12 protein-coding genes are annotated in these 14025 nt (G+C 72.0%); 5 read left to right on the top strand and 7 right to left on the bottom strand.

The annotated features are described in order from the left end of the window. Positions 1-85 precede the first annotated feature (85 nt). Together ABDW35_RS18920 and ABDW35_RS18915 are read left to right on the top strand one after the other, a co-directional pair. On the top strand, positions 86-859 hold the full coding sequence (locus ABDW35_RS18920; RefSeq protein WP_343715436.1) for a methyltransferase domain-containing protein: 774 nt from the start codon (positions 86-88) through the stop codon (positions 857-859). A 407-nt stretch (positions 860-1266) separates the two neighbouring features. Then, entirely contained in the window at positions 1267-2340 is a 1074-nt protein-coding gene (locus ABDW35_RS18915) for an OmpA family protein (RefSeq protein ID WP_343715435.1), read from the top strand. A gap of 31 nt (positions 2341-2371) precedes the next feature. On the opposite strand, the gene ABDW35_RS18910 is transcribed toward ABDW35_RS18915, so the two are convergent. The 6 genes from ABDW35_RS18910 to ABDW35_RS18885 form a co-directional block, all read right to left on the bottom strand. Continuing rightward, positions 2372-3184, bottom strand: a complete 813-nt coding sequence (locus tag ABDW35_RS18910) for a DUF2182 domain-containing protein (RefSeq protein WP_343715434.1) — start codon at positions 3182-3184, stop codon at positions 2372-2374. 7 nt (positions 3185-3191) lie between these two features. Beyond that, on the bottom strand, positions 3192-3806 hold the full coding sequence (locus ABDW35_RS18905) for a DUF1326 domain-containing protein (RefSeq protein ID WP_343715433.1): 615 nt from the start codon (positions 3804-3806) through the stop codon (positions 3192-3194). Between the two features lie 136 nt (positions 3807-3942). Further along, positions 3943-6021, bottom strand: a complete 2079-nt coding sequence (locus tag ABDW35_RS18900) for a hypothetical protein (protein ID WP_343715432.1) — start codon at positions 6019-6021, stop codon at positions 3943-3945. 2 nt (positions 6022-6023) lie between these two features. Then, entirely contained in the window at positions 6024-8786 is a 2763-nt protein-coding gene (locus ABDW35_RS18895) for a DUF4159 domain-containing protein (protein WP_343715431.1), read from the bottom strand. Next, positions 8780-9673 carry a DUF58 domain-containing protein gene (locus tag ABDW35_RS18890; protein ID WP_343715430.1) on the bottom strand — a complete coding sequence of 298 codons (894 nt, stop codon included), beginning with the start codon at positions 9671-9673 and terminating at the stop codon, positions 8780-8782. Before ABDW35_RS18890 ends, ABDW35_RS18895 begins: the two co-directional genes overlap by 7 nt. Before the next feature lie 31 nt (positions 9674-9704). Continuing rightward, the gene (locus ABDW35_RS18885) at positions 9705-10712 is read right to left on the bottom strand and encodes a MoxR family ATPase (protein WP_343715429.1); all 1008 of its coding nucleotides are present in this window, start codon (positions 10710-10712) and stop codon (positions 9705-9707) included. Positions 10713-10757: 45 nt separating this feature from the next. On the opposite strand from ABDW35_RS18885, the gene ABDW35_RS18880 reads away from it, so the two are divergent. The 3 genes from ABDW35_RS18880 to ABDW35_RS18870 are packed head-to-tail and all read left to right on the top strand — an operon-like array spanning position 10758 to position 13152. Next, complete coding sequence (locus ABDW35_RS18880; RefSeq protein WP_343715428.1) at positions 10758-11345, top strand: DUF1285 domain-containing protein; 588 nt, start codon at positions 10758-10760, stop codon at positions 11343-11345. After that, entirely contained in the window at positions 11342-11953 is a 612-nt protein-coding gene (locus ABDW35_RS18875) for a CoA pyrophosphatase (RefSeq protein WP_343715427.1), read from the top strand. The genes ABDW35_RS18880 and ABDW35_RS18875 overlap by 4 nt, the downstream gene beginning before the upstream one ends. Continuing rightward, on the top strand, positions 11950-13152 hold the full coding sequence (locus tag ABDW35_RS18870) for a CCA tRNA nucleotidyltransferase (protein ID WP_343715426.1): 1203 nt from the start codon (positions 11950-11952) through the stop codon (positions 13150-13152). The genes ABDW35_RS18875 and ABDW35_RS18870 overlap by 4 nt, the downstream gene beginning before the upstream one ends. 37 nt (positions 13153-13189) lie before the next feature. On the opposite strand, the gene ABDW35_RS18865 is transcribed toward ABDW35_RS18870, so the two are convergent. Then, positions 13190-14025, bottom strand: an 836-nt coding sequence (locus tag ABDW35_RS18865) for an aldo/keto reductase (RefSeq protein WP_343715425.1), incomplete at its 5' end; no start/stop codon positions are given.

Below are 14025 nucleotides of genomic sequence, written 5' to 3'. Positions count from 1 at the left end.
CGCGAGCGCGACGGGACGCGCGCCGGCTCGGCGAATGACGGCGCGGCGGTGGAAGGCCAGGACAAGGCGGCGCGGGAGCCGTCGCATGCTGCATGACCTCGGCCGCGTCGTCGGCGCCATCGCCCGCGACCAGCTGGACGAGGCGGCGGTGTACCGGCGCGAGCGGCTCTACGCCCGGCCGCAGGCGCCGGCGGGGCCGCCGGGCGTGCTGGAATGCCCGATCTGCGGCACCCGGGCGCGCCGCTTCCTGCGCTTCGGGCTGGAGGGGCGGCGCAACGCCATGTGCCCCGGCTGCGGCAGCGTCGAGCGGCACCGCTTCCTCTGGCTCTACCTCACCGCCCGCACCGACCTGCTGACCGGCCGGCACCGGGTGCTGCACGCAGCGCCGGAGCCTTGGCTGGAGGCGCGGCTGCGCGGGCTGCTCAATCTCCGCTACCGCTCGGTCGACCGGTTCAACCCCTTCGCCGACGTCCAGGCCGACCTGACGGCGCTGCCCTTCGCCGCCGGCGCCTTCGACGTGGTGATCGCCAACCATGTGCTGGAGCACATCCCCGACGATTCGGCGGCGATCGCCGAGCTGGCGCGGGTGCTGCGCCCCGATGGCCGCGCCATCCTGATGGTGCCGTTCGACCCGAAGGGGCCGACGCAGGAGGGGGCGGGGATCGCCGATCCGGCGGAGCGGATGCGCCGCTTCGGCCACCCCTATCACTACCGCATCAACGGCCGCGACTTCCCGGACCGGCTCGCGGCGGCCGGGCTGGCCCCGATCGCGGTCGACAGCCGGGTCCTGCTGCGCCCGCATCTGCGCCGCCGCTTCCGCGTCAACCGCAACCACCTGTTCGACTGCCGGCGGCGATAGAGCCGGACGATCTCCAGCCGGCATAATCGGACCGGGCCGTGAGGCTTTGCCTCTCCTCTCCGGACTTGACCCGGGGATTGCGAGGCCTTGCAAATCCCTCGATCCGTCATCCCCGCGAAAGCGGGGATCTCGCAACGCTTTAGCCGGACAGAGATTCCCGCGTTCGCGGGAATGACGGCAAAGAGATGGTTTGCGAAGCATTTGATTAAAGATTGATTCATCATTGTCGCTCATCCAAATCTTCGAACTTGGCGAGACATCGCGATGAATCCGCGATGAACTCTTTGATTTCAGGTTGATTGGCTGCCAAAGCGTCCGTATTGATGCGAGAGGGGACGGGGCGAAACCCTGATGAGAGATGTTGGGAGTGGACGCCTGGGCCCGAACTCTGACCAGGATGGCGGCACATGAAGATTTTGGCTCTGTGCGCGGCAGGGACTCTCGCCGTGCTCCTGGCCACGCCCGGCATGGCGCAGCAGGCGAGGGGGATCTATCTGGGTGCCGGCGCCGGCGTGAACATCCGGCAGGACCAGCGCTGGACGATCAACGACCCGCGCACCGACGGCCATGCCGATGTCGGCTTCGACACGGCGCCGGCCGGAAACTTCTATGTCGGCTATGATTTCGGGGCGATTCGCGCCGATCTCGAAGGCAGCTTCCGCCAGAACGACATCGGCACCACGAAGCTCAGCTACGATTCCTTCCGGCTGAACCGGTTCATCACCGTTCCCGGCGCCAACGACGTCAAGATCAACGTCAAGGGCCATGAGCGGACCATCGGCCTGATGGCCAATCTCTATTACGATTTCGAGTTCGGCTCGCCCTTCGTGCCCTATATCGGCGGCGGTATCGGCGTCGGCTTCAACAACTGGAAGGTCAAGAACAAGGACGCGAATATCGACTTCGATTACGATTCGCCGCTCTTCGCCTATCAGGGCATCGCTGGCGTGTCCTACTACGTCACGCCGAAGCTGGCGGTGAATGTCGAGTATCGCTATTTCGGCGAGACCGACGCCGAATTCACCTCCGGCAGCACCAAGATCAAGCTCGGGGCCCCGGCCCATCACACCATCCTGGCCGGCGTCAAATACGTCTTCGACTTCGGCGCCGCCTCGGGCGAGCCGGCGCCGGAGACGCCGGTCGACACCGGCCAGCGCAGCTATCTGGTGTTCTTCGACTTCGACAGCTCGCGCCTGACGCCGGAGGCGCGGTCGATCGTCGCCTCCGCCGCCACCGACGCGCTGAAGGGCGAATCGACCCGGATCGACGTCACCGGCCACACCGACCGGTCGGGCAGCGCGACCTACAACCAGGCGCTGTCGGTGCGCCGGGCCGAGGCGGTGCGCCGCGAGCTGGTGGCGGACGGGGTGGCCGACAACCTGATCATCGTGCGCGGCGTCGGCGAATCCGACCCGCTGGTGCCGACCGCCGACGGCGTGCGCGAGCCGCAGAACCGCCGGGTCGAGATCGTGATGAACTGAGGCGGCGCGGCGTGGGCCGGGTGATCCCGGCCTACACCGCCATCAACATCCAGCCGCCCCAGGCGATCAGGCCGATGCCGGCAGCGCGGCCGAGCCAGGGGCCGCCGGGGATCGTCTTCTCCAGCAGGACGAACAGCGCGATGCCGCCGACCCAGGCGAGGTTCATCACGCCGCCGACGAACAGCAGCAGCATCAGCGCCCAGCAGCAGCCGAGGCAGAACAGGCCGTGGCGCAGGCCGAGGCCGAACGGCCCGGACCGGTGGTGCCGGGTCAGGAACGCGACCGGCGACCGGCAACGGACCAGGCACCCCTGCTTCAGCGGGGTGAACTGCCAGATGCCGGCGATCACCAGCACGCCCGCGGCCAGCACCGCATTGGCTGTCGCCATTGCCGGGGACAGCAGGGCCAGCGCGTCCAGCCGCCACTGCAGGGTGGCCGCGAGGATGCTGAAGCCGGTCCAGATCGCGAGATAGCCGAGCGCGAACCGCAGGGTCGCGCCATGCGGGGCGGCCTGGCGGCGGTGGCGCTGCAGCGCGGCATAGGTCAGCACCATCGGCGCCGCCCCGGGCAGCATCATTGCCACCATCATCACCACCCACATCGCGGCCATCAGGGCGAAGGCGGTTGCGCTCCAGGACACGCGCGCGCCGGGCATGGCCATGCCGGACATGTCCATGCCCGACATGGTCATGCCGGGCATCTCCGTCCCGGGCATGTCCGTGCCGATGCCGAGGCCGACATAGGCCCAGGCCAGGATGCAGACGGAGGTGAGGGCGAGCACCGTGACCAAGCGGTCGCGCCGAAGCACCGCCTCGACAACGGAGGGAACGGCGCCGACGCTCATCGCCCAGCTACGCCACGATGCCGGCGTTGCTGAGGTGGATGCGGGCGAACTGCGCGTAGGTGCCCGCCAGATCCAGCTCGATCCCTCCGGTGGCCCTGGTCGTGCCGCTGCCGATCTCGGCCAGGCGGTACTCGAAGCCGTGCGGCAGGTCGATGCGGACGCGATGCTCGGCGCCGGTCACCGGGTTGCGGATCGGCTCGGCCTCGATCTCGACCACGCCCGGCACGACGACGCGGCCACGGCGGCGGTCGACATCGATCTCGATGTCGATCGGCCGGAACAGGGGCTCCAGCCGGTTCGGCGACATGGCGGCGAACACCCACCACATCGTCGCCATGTCGTCGGTCTCCTGGCCGGTCATGATCTTGAGCAGCGCGTCGCGCTGCGCGGCATCGGCCCGTTCGTCGATGATCAGCTGCATCGTGCCGTTGCCCTCATGCACCGGCCCGGGCCAGGCATAGAGGCCGCCGCCGCGCAGCCCGTCGAGGCTGACCTCGCCGAAATGCCCGCTCTCGATCAGGAAGCCGGCGGCGGCGCGGCAATGCCCATGCGTCGGCAGGGCGTTGAACTGGCAGGGACAACCATAGGAGCAGTTGCAGTTGGCGAGCTCCGTCGCCGTCAATTCCCATCTCACCATCGTCCTGGCCTTCCCCGAAGGACTCGCTGGAGCAGCCGAAACAATCGTCCGAAGAATAGAATATTGCTAAAATACTACACTTTTCGGGCGGCGACGGCAATGCCGCCCTCCGGAGAGGCCTTTACCGCCCCTCGCGCCGCCAGGCGGCCATCAGCCCGCCGAGACCGAGGAACAGGGCGATCAGCGGCGGCAGCAGCGGCGTCTCGGTCATGCCGGTGACGATATAGTCGCCATTGCCGCGCAGGCCGATCCAGCCGGCGCCGGACGCCGCCCGGTCGGGCCGGGTGCGGCGGATGGTCGGCACGCCATCGGTGGCCAGCCAGGCGACGCCGCCGCCGCTGGCCTCGGTCACCGGCGCCAGCTTGTCGGTCACCGCCCGCATGTCGCTCAGCTCCGGCGGGTTCAGGGTGCCGACCACGGCCAGCGCGGTCTTGTCGCCGTCGCTGATCCGGTAGATGCCCGGACCCTGGGCGTTGACCCGGCCGATATAGAGGCCGGGCGACGCCTCGCTCAGCTGCTCGGTCTGGGTCTTGCCGTCCGGGTCGGTCACGGTGACGGGTGGGTTGCTCTGGTCCAGGCTGCGGCGGCGGATCTCGATGCGCTGGCCGGCCGCCTCGGCGCGCAGCACGTTCTCCTCCAGCTCCGGCTCGCGCATCAGCCAATGGGCCAGGCGGCGCAGCAGCTCGGCCTGCGGGCCGCCGCCCTCGAAGCCGCGGCTCCACAGCCAGATCTGGTCCGACGCCATCTGCGCCACCCGGCCTTCGCCGACCCGGTTGAGGATCAGCAGCGGCCGGCCGCCGGCCCCGGTCATCACCACGCTGCCGCCATGCGGCACCACGTCGATCTGGCGGAACCAGCGGCCCCAACTCGGCCCGCCGCCCGCGCCGCCCGTCGATCCCTCCAGCGTCGCCGTCACCGGGTGGCGCTGGCCCAGCTCGGTCACCGTCGGACGGAAGCCCTGCTCGATCACGTCGCCGGTGGGCTCGCCGGGCAGGATGTTGCCGATCGGCGTGCGGTACAGGCTCAAGGGCTCGGCGAAGGCCTCGCCCGAGACCTCGAGGAAGGCGCCACCCTCCTGCACGTAGCGGGCGATGTTGCCGAGATACAGGTTCGGCAGCACCCCCATCCGCTTGTAGCGGTCGAAGATGATGAGGTCGAAATCCTTGAGGTTGGTCTCGAACAGCTCGCGGATCGGGAAGGAGATCAGCGACAGCTCGTTGATCGGCGTGCCGTCCTGCTTCTCCGGCGGCCGCAGGATGGTGAAATGCACCAGGTCGACCGAGGGGTCGGATTTCAGGATGTTGCGCCAGGTGCGCTCGCCCGGATGCGGCTCGCCCGACACCAGCAGCACGCGCAGCCGGTCGCGCACGCCGTTGACGACGATGGCGGCGCGGTTGTTGGCTTGGCTCAGCTCGCCCGGCAGCCCCTCGACCGCGAATTCGAAGACGGTCGGCCCGCCATGGTCCAGGCGGAAGGTCACCTGGGTGTCGCGCCCGACCGGCAGCTGCAGCGCCTCCGGCGCGCCGGCGTCCTTGGTCGCGGTGACGGTGGCGACGGCGCCGGGCTCGGCCTTCGGCAGGTCGTCGACCCGCAGGGTCACGGTGACGTCCTGGCCGACCAGGCCGAAGCTCGGCGCCTGGGCCACGACGATGCGGCGGTCGAACTCGTCCGGCCGCCCGGTCAGCAGCGTGTGCACCGGGCCGAAGGCGGTGCGCGCCGCCGGGTCGGTCGGCACGTCATGCACCTGGCCGTCGGTGACCAGGATGGCGCCGGCCAGCCGCCGCCGCGGCACGTCGGCCGTCGCCGCGCCCAGCGCCTCGAACAGATGGGTCTCGTCCAGCGGCGCGTTGGCGCCCTCGCCAACGGTGACGAAGCGGGTGTCGAGATCGGGGAAGGCGGCCAGCTTGGCGTGAAGATCCGCGACCGCCGCGTCGATCCGGGCCGGCCGGTCCTCGATCTGGTCGGAGGGGGAGCGGTCGACCACCACCACGGCGACATCGTGGATCGGGTCGCGCTTCTCCTCCACCAGCGATGGGTTCAGCAGGGCGGCGGCGATGGCGAGGAAGGCCAGGCTCCGCCACCACAGCCCCGGCGCGCGGCGCCAGGCGCCGAGCAGCAGCGCCAGCACCGCCAGCCCGAACAGCGGCCCCAGGACGGTCCAGGGAAGAAGGGGGGCGAGGGCGACGGAGGCCGCGTCCATGGTCACTGCCCCAGCCGTTCCAGGATCGCCGGCACATGCACCTGGTCGGACTTGTAGTTGCCGGTCAGGGCGTACATCACCAGGTTGACGCCGAAACGGTAGGCCATCTCGCGCTGGCGCTCGCCGCCCGGCACCACCGGCAGCATCGGCGCGCCGCCGGTGCCCACCGCCCAGGCGCCGGCCCAGTCATTGGCGCCGATGATGATGGTCGAGACGCCGTCATTGACCGTGGCGTCCGCCGTCTCCACCCACAGATCGCCGCCGGTGTAACGGCCGGGGAAGTCCTGCATCAGGTAGAAGGCGCGGGTCAGGATGTGGTCCGGCGGCACCGGCGTCAGCGGCGGGATGTCCAGGCCCCGGGTCAGCTCGCGCAGCTTGTCGGCGCCCGGACCGGCCAGGGCCGCGCCGCCGCCCATCGCCTGGTCGCGGGTGTCGAAGAAGATGGTGCCGCCGGTGCGCAGGAAGGCGTTCAGCTTGCCGATCGCGGCGTCGGACAGGGCCGGCTGCTCCGGCGTCACCGGCCAGTACAGCAGCGGGAAGAAGGCCAGTTCGTCGCTTTCGACGTTGATGCCGACGGCGCCCTCCGCATTGACCGAGGTGCGGTCGCGCAGCACCTGGGCCAGGCCTTCGAGGCCGGCCTGGCTGACGCTGTCGACGTCCTGCGACCCGGTCTCGACATAGGCCAGGCGCACATGGTTGGCCATGGCGATGATGCGGCTGTCGTCCTGCGCCTGGGCCCGCGCGGGGCCTGGCGCCAGCAGCGACGCGGCGACCGCGCCGGCCAGCAACAGCGCCGCCGTGGTGGCGCGCCGCGGCGGGGTCAGCAGGCCGCGCACGAACAGGGCGATCAGCCCGTCCACGATCAGCAGGGTGAAGGCCAGGGCGAAGATCCAGGGCCGCAGGTCGATCTCGGCCGGGGCCTCGTAGCCTGAGACGGAGACGCCCGCCGGCAGGTCGGGAAGCGGCTCCAGGCTGGTCACGGCGGATCCCAGGTTCAGGGCGCGGCGGCTGTCCTCGGTGCCATAGAAGCCGGGCGGATGCTCCGGTCCCGGCACGGTGCTGGCGAAAAGCAGGCCGGGGATCGGCAGGGCCAGCGGCGGCGGCGGCACCAGCCGGCCGAGGCCGTCCAGCACCCGCACCGGCGGCAGGGCGGCCTGGCCGCTGTCGCCGCCGATGCCGCTGCCCAGCGCCACCAGCCGGCGCAGCATGTCGACGAACAGGCCGGAGAAGGCCAGGTTCGACCAGGCCGGCCCGGCGGTGGTGTGCACCAGCACCAGCCAGCCGCGGCCGCGCTTCTCGGCGGTGACGATCGGGGTGCCGTCGGTCAGCCGGGCCCAGGTCTTGTCGGCCAGGTCGGGCGACGGGTCGGCCAGCACCTGGCGTTGAATCCGCACGTCGTCCGGAATGGTCAGGCCCTGGAACGGCGTCGAGGCGTCGAAGGGCGCCAGCGGCATCGGCGCGGTCCAGGACATGGCGCCGGACAAAGTGCGGTCGCCGAAGCGCAGCGGCACCGGCACCAGCGGGTCCGGATTGGCCGCCAGGATCGGCCCGGCGAAGCGGATCAGGGCGCCGCCGCCCTCCATCCAGCGTTCCGCCGCCTGGCGGTCGGCCTCGGTCGACAGGGTGCCGTCGGGCAGCAGCAGCGCGGCCAGCCGGTCGGTCGGCTGTGTGCCGCCCAAAAGGTCGGCCACGCTGCCGCGGCGGATCTCGGCGAAGGGCTCCAGCGCCCGCTGCAGATAGTAGTTCTCGGTCAGCAGCGGCTGGGCGCGGGCGGTGTCCTGCGGCGCGGCCAGGCCGACCGGCCGGCGGCGCCAGCGCTCATCGACCAGCACCGTGGCGCCGGCCGTGGTCTCGCCCTCGATCGACACCGCGGTGATGGCGTTGCGCGCGGTCGACGGCAGCTCGAATCGCGCGTCGGCCTGGCGCTGCCCGGCGGGGAAGCGCACTTCCGTGCGGGCCAGCGGGCGGCCGTCCTCGGCCGTGGCGCGCAGCACCAGCGGCACGTCGCCGGCGGCGACCGCGCGCTTCACCGGCACGGTCAAAGCGGTGTCGACCACCTGCGGCGTCCCGACCAGATGGGCCAGGCCGAAGGCCGGCGGGGCCAGCACCTGCAGGCTGCCGAAGCGTTGCAGCCGCGCGGCGAAGTCGCGCACCTCGGCCGCCTGGCCGTCGGCGGTGATGCCGTCGCTGGCCCAGACGACGTGGACCGACCCAGGCAGGCGCAGCGCTTCGGCCGCCTTCAGCGCCGCCGCCCGGTCGGTCGGCCAGGGGCTCGGCGCCAGGCTGTCGATCAGGCCGCGCGCCTCGCTGGGCCGCAGCAGCCGGCTGGCCGCCACCGGCTCGCCCGGCGCCTCGGGCGCGGTGGCCAGCAGCACCAGGTCGCGGCCGGCGCGCTCGGCCTTGTCGATGGCGTCGCGCAGGGCCTCCTGCCGCTCCGGCCAGCCCTTGCCGGACGCCCAGCCATTGTCGACCACCAGCAGCACCGGGCCGCTGCCCGGCAAAGCGGAGCCGGGATTCAGCACCGGATGGGCCAGGGCGACGATGATCAGCGCCGCCAGCAGCAGCCGCATCAGCAGCAGCCACCAGGGCATCCGCTCCGGCGTCTCCTCCTGCGCCCGCAGGCCCAGCAGCAGGCGGATCGCGGGGAAGCTCAGCCGCCGCGGCGCCGGCGGCGTCACCCGCAGCAGCCAGAAGATCACCGGCAGCAGGATCAGCGCCGCCAGGATGGCGGGCGCCAGGAAGACCAAGCCGCCGAGCGTCACCATCTGGCCCTGCCGATCGCGGCACCGGACATCACGCCCCACAGGCTCAGCAGCGCCGCCTCGGCCGATTTGTCTGTGCGGTGGACGGCGAAGCTCCAGCCGGCGCGGCGGGCGATCGCCGCCAGCCCGTCCTGGTGCTCGGCCAGGCGCTCTCGATAGGCATCACGCACCGAGCGGACGCGGGGGATCAGCGTCGATTCGACCTCCTCGATGCCCTCGAAGCGGATGCGGCCCTCGAAGGGCAGCGTCGCCTCGGCCGGGTCGAGGATCTGCAGGATGTGGCCGCGCACGCCGCGCGCGGCATAGGCGGCGACCGAGGCGCCGAACTCGTCCAGCGGGGCCAGGCAGTCGCCCAGCAGCACCATGGCGGCGTGGCGTGGCACCCGCATCTCCCACGGCACCGCCTTGCTGGAATCGTCGGAGGTGCCGCGGTCCAGCGCCGCGGCCAGGCGCAGCAGGCTGGCGCGGCCGGTGGCCGGCGGGCCGTCGCCACCGATCAGCGCCACCCGCTCGCCCGCCCGGTTCAGCAGGGACGCGAGAGCCAGCAGCAGCACCTCGGCCCGCTCGCGCTTGGTCGGCAGCGACCGGGCGGAGCGGTAATCCATCGACGGCGAGGCGTCGCGCCACAGCCAGGCGGTCTGCACCGCGGCCCATTCGGTCTCGCGCTGGAACAGCCCCTCCGACTTGCCGGACTGGCGCCAGTCGATCCGGCCGATCGGCTCGCCGGCCTGGTAGCGGCGGAACTGCCAGAAACTCTCGCCCACGCCGACGCGGCGGCGGCCATGCACGCCCTGGGCGACAGTGGAAGCGACTCGGTCGGCGGCGATCAGCAGCGGCGGCAGCGTCGCCGCCAGCGCATCGGCCGCCTTGCGGCGCTCGGCGCCGGTCATGGGGGATGAGGAGCCTGGCGCCACCTCGGCCTCAGCCCAGGCGCGCGATCAGCCGCTCGATCACGTCGGCGATGGTCGCACCGTCGGCCCGCGCGGCGAAGGTCAGGGCCATGCGGTGCTGCAGGATCGGCCGCGCGAGGGCGGCGACGTCGTCGACCGAGGGCGAGGGGCGGCCGGTCAGCAGGGCCCGGGCGCGGCAGGCCAGCATCAGCGATTGGCTGGCGCGCGGGCCGGGGCCCCAGCCGACCATGCGCTGCACCTCCGGCAGGTCGGTCGAATCCGGCCGGGCGGCGCGGACCAGGGACAGGATCGCCTCCAGCACCGTCTCGCCGACCGGCAGGCGGCGCACCAGGCGCTGGGTCCGCTGCAGGGTGTCGGGGCTGATCACCGCTTCGACCTGCGCCTCGGCGATGCCGGTGGTGGCCAGCAGCATCCGCCGCTCCGCCGCCAGATCGGGGTAGCCGACATCGACCTGCATCAGGAAGCGGTCCAGCTGCGCCTCGGGCAGCGGATAGGTGCCCTCCTGCTCCAGCGGGTTCTGGGTGGCCAGGACGTGGAACGGCTCCGGCAGCGGCAGATAGCGGCCGGCGATCGACACACGGTGCTCCTGCATCGCCTGCAGCAGCGCCGACTGGGTGCGCGGGCTGGCGCGGTTGATCTCGTCGGCCATCAGCAGCTGGCTGAACACCGGGCCGGGGATGAAGCGGAAGCTGCGGCGGCCGGTCTCGCTCTCCTCCAGCACCTCGGAGCCGAGGATGTCGGCCGGCATCAGGTCCGGCGTGCATTGCACCCGGCGCTCGTCCAGGCCCAGCACGGTGCCCAGCGTCTCGACCAGCTTGGTCTTGGCCAGGCCGGGCAGGCCGACCAGAAGGACATGGCCGCCGGCCAGGATCGTCACGAGGCTCTGGTCGATCACCTCTTGCTGGCCGAAGATGACCCGGCCGATCATGCTGCGGATCGCGGCCAGCCGCTCCACGGCCGCATCGATGTCGCCGGGCGTGGCCGGGGTGTCGAGATCGGTCGGGACGGTCGTCTGCATCGGCGTTCCGCTCTGCGAGGGGACTGACGGATCTATTGCAAGAGTATGGCGGAATTGAGCGACGGCGAGTCCAAGAAAAAGCAGCAGGCGCAGTCTGACGCAGGCGCACGGGCGCAGCCCGGGGCCGGAGACGTCGACGCGGCGCTGGCCGGCGCCCGGCGGCCGACGGTAGCGGACGAGGCCTATGACATCCGCATCGGCCGCGACGGCACCTGGTACTATCACGGCAGCCCGATCCGGCGGCTGCCGCTGGTCAAGCTGTTCGCCACCGTGCTGCGGCGCGACGCGGCCGGCGACTATTGGCTGATCACCCCGGCGGAGCGGGGGCGGATCACGGTCGACGACGCGCCCTTCGTCGTCGTGGCGGTCGAGGCGGCGGGGCAGGGCGAGGACCAGGTGCTGACCTTCCGCACCAATCTCGACCAGGTGCGCGAGGCCGGGCCGGAGCATCCGATCCGCGTCACCTTCGCGCCTGACACCGGGGAGCCGTCGCCCTATATCCGGATTGCCGAGGGGCTCGACGCGCTGCTGTCGCGCCCGGTGTTCTACGAGCTGGCCGAGATCGCCGTCGACCATGACGGCCGGATGGGGGTATGGAGCCACCGGACATTCTTCCCGCTGGACCAGGCGTGAGCGGGCCGGCCCCGGTCGCGGCCGATCTGGCGCGGCTGCGGCAGTACATCCCCCGCCTGTCCAGGGGCGACCACGACCTGAACCCGGACCTGAAGCCGCTGGCGACGCTGAGGCCCGCCGCGGTGCTGGTGCCGATCGTCCGGCGGCCGGAGGGCGACACCATCCTGCTGACCCTGCGCACGCCGCATTTGACCGCCCATGCCGGCCAGATCGCCTTCCCCGGCGGCGGCATCGACCCGGGCGACGCCGACCCGCTGGCGGCAGCGCTGCGCGAGACGGAGGAGGAAATCGGCCTGCCGCGGGCGAAGGTGGAAATCGTCGGCCGGCTCGACACCTATGTCAGCCGCACCGGTTTCGAGATCCAGCCCTTCATCGGCCTGCTGACGCCGCCGTTGGAGACCGCGCCGGATCCCTTCGAGGTGGCCGAGATCTTCGAGGTGCCGCTGGCCTTCATCCTGGCGCCGAACAACCCGAAGCGGCACCGCATCACCGTGCAGGGGGTGGAACGGCAATACTGGGCCTTCCCCTATCGTGACCGCTATGTCTGGGGCGTGACCGCGGGCATCCTCAGGAACCTCCGCGACGTGCTGCTCGGGATGGCCGAATGACGACATCCCATCGCCTGTCGCCGCTGCCCGGCTGGGCCACCGACCCCGCCGCCCGCGCGGTGATCGCCGCGCTGTCGATCCCCGGCTTCGACCCGCGCTTCGTCGGCGGCTGCGTCCGCAACGCACTGCTGGGCCGCGATGCGGCGGATGTCGATATCGCCACGCCGCTGCGGCCGGAGGCGGTGATGGTGGCGCTGCGCAATGCCGGCCTCGGCGTCATTCCGACCGGGCTGCAGCACGGCACGGTCACCGCCCGTTCCGGCGGCAAGAGCTTCGAGGTCACGACGCTGCGCGTCGATGTCGAGACCGACGGCCGCCACGCCATCGTCGAGTTCACCGCCGACTGGCGGGCCGACGCGGCGCGGCGCGATTTCACCATGAACGCGCTGTCGGCCGACCCCGAGGGCGCGGTGCATGACTATTTCGGCGGGGTGGCGGATGCGCTGGCCGGCCGGGTCCGTTTCGTCGGCGACCCGGCGCAGCGCATCGCGGAGGACGCGCTGCGCATCCTGCGCTTCTTCCGCTTTCACGCCCATTACGGCCAGGGCGAGTTGGACCCGCCGGCGCTGGCCGCCTGCACCGCCGCGGCCGCCGGCCTGGACCGCCTGTCGGGCGAGCGGGTGCAGGCGGAGCTGCTGAAGCTGCTGGCCGCGCCCGACCCGGTGCCGGTGTGGCGGGCGATGGTTGGGGCCGGCATCGCCCGGCGCGTGATCGGCGAGGATGGCGACATCGACCGGCTGCAGGGGCTGGTGCGGGTGGCGCCCGACTCCGACCCGCTGCTGCGGCTGGCGGCGCTGCTGCGCGGCGACGCCGCGGCGGTGTCGGCCAGGCTGAAGCTGTCGAATGACGAGCGCGACCGGCTGGCCGGGCTGCGGGACAGCACGATCGCCGACGCGCCGGACGAGGTCGGGGTGCGGCTTCTCTTGTACCGGCACGGCCGGGCCGGCGGCCGCGACCGGCTGCGCCTGGCCTGGGCGGCGGCGCCGAAGCGCTGGAGCTTCAAGCGGGCCCTGGCGGCGCTGGAGAAGGAATCGGTGCCGGCCCTGCCGGTGCGCGGCCGCGACGTGGTCGCCCTCGGCCTCAGCGGCCCCGCGGTCGGCAAGGCCCTGGCCGAGGTCGAGCGCTGGTGGATCGGCCAGGGCCTGCGCCCCGGCCGCGAGGAGAGCCTGGGCCGGCTGAAGGAGCTGGCGGAGGTTTAGGGGTAGAGGTCCCTGGGCCGGCCCTCCAGTCCCCGCCTTATGCCGGCAGTGCCTCCGCCGCCAGCTCGGTCCACAGCGCCTCGGGGATGTCCTGCCGCAGCAGGTCCAGGTTGCGGTCGACCTCCTCGGCCGACTGGTGGCCGACGACGACGCTGACCACCGCCGGGTGGCGCAGCGGGAACTGCAGCGCCGCGGCCGGGAGGGGCACGCCGTGGCGGCGGCACACCGCCTCGATCCGGCGGGTCTGCTCCATCACCTCCGGCGTCGCCGGCTTGTAGTGGTAGCGCGCGCCCTCGACCGCGCCGGTGGCCAGGATGCCGGTGTTGAACGGCGCCGCCACCAGCACCGAGATGCCGCGCCTGACGCAATCGTCGAGGAACGGCACCGAATCCTGCCGCAGCAGGGTGTAGCCGCCGGCCAGCATCATGCAGTCGAACGCCCCGGCCTCGGCGAAGCGCTGGCACACCTCCCAATTGCCGACCCCGACGCCGACGGCGCCGACCACGCCCTGGCGGCGCAGCTCGTCCAGCGCCGGATAGGCGCCGTCCATCGCCTCGGCGAAGCGGGCGTCATAGGCGTCGCCATGCAGGTCGGGGGTGACGTCGTGGATGAAGACGATGTCCAGCCGGTCGCGCTTCAGCCGTTTCAGGCTGCGCTCGACCGAGAACAGCAGGCCGTCGCGGCTGTAGTCGAACAGGTTCTGCCCGTCCTCGGTGGTGCGGCCGGCCTTGGTCGACAGCACATGCTCGTCCCGCGGCCGGTCGGCCAGCGCAGTGCCGAAGCGTTGCTCGCTGACCCCGCCGGCATAGAGGGCGGCGGTGTCGAAATGGCGCAGGCCGCGGTCCCAGCAATGGTCGACCAGCGCGGCCACGG

The organism is Inquilinus sp., from assembly GCF_039594555.1.
In the GTDB taxonomy this organism is placed as follows: Bacteria; Pseudomonadota; Alphaproteobacteria; order DSM-16000; family Inquilinaceae; genus Inquilinus.
This window is presented reverse-complemented; position numbering and strand designations above follow the sequence as displayed.

Excerpts from the sequence above, each read along its gene's own strand:
- ABDW35_RS18920 (WP_343715436.1), top strand. The coding sequence starts at position 86 with ATGCTGCATGACCTCGGCCGCGTCGTCGGCGCCATCGCCCGCGACCAG.
- ABDW35_RS18915 (WP_343715435.1), top strand. The coding sequence starts at position 1,267 with ATGAAGATTTTGGCTCTGTGCGCGGCAGGGACTCTCGCCGTGCTCCTG.
- ABDW35_RS18910 (WP_343715434.1), bottom strand. The coding sequence starts at position 3,184 with ATGAGCGTCGGCGCCGTTCCCTCCGTTGTCGAGGCGGTGCTTCGGCGC.
- ABDW35_RS18900 (WP_343715432.1), bottom strand. The coding sequence starts at position 6,021 with ATGGACGCGGCCTCCGTCGCCCTCGCCCCCCTTCTTCCCTGGACCGTC.
- ABDW35_RS18895 (WP_343715431.1), bottom strand. The coding sequence starts at position 8,786 with ATGGTGACGCTCGGCGGCTTGGTCTTCCTGGCGCCCGCCATCCTGGCG.
- ABDW35_RS18890 (WP_343715430.1), bottom strand. The coding sequence starts at position 9,673 with ATGACCGGCGCCGAGCGCCGCAAGGCGGCCGATGCGCTGGCGGCGACG.
- ABDW35_RS18885 (WP_343715429.1), bottom strand. The coding sequence starts at position 10,712 with ATGCAGACGACCGTCCCGACCGATCTCGACACCCCGGCCACGCCCGGC.
- ABDW35_RS18880 (WP_343715428.1), top strand. The coding sequence starts at position 10,758 with ATGGCGGAATTGAGCGACGGCGAGTCCAAGAAAAAGCAGCAGGCGCAG.
- ABDW35_RS18870 (WP_343715426.1), top strand. The coding sequence starts at position 11,950 with ATGACGACATCCCATCGCCTGTCGCCGCTGCCCGGCTGGGCCACCGAC.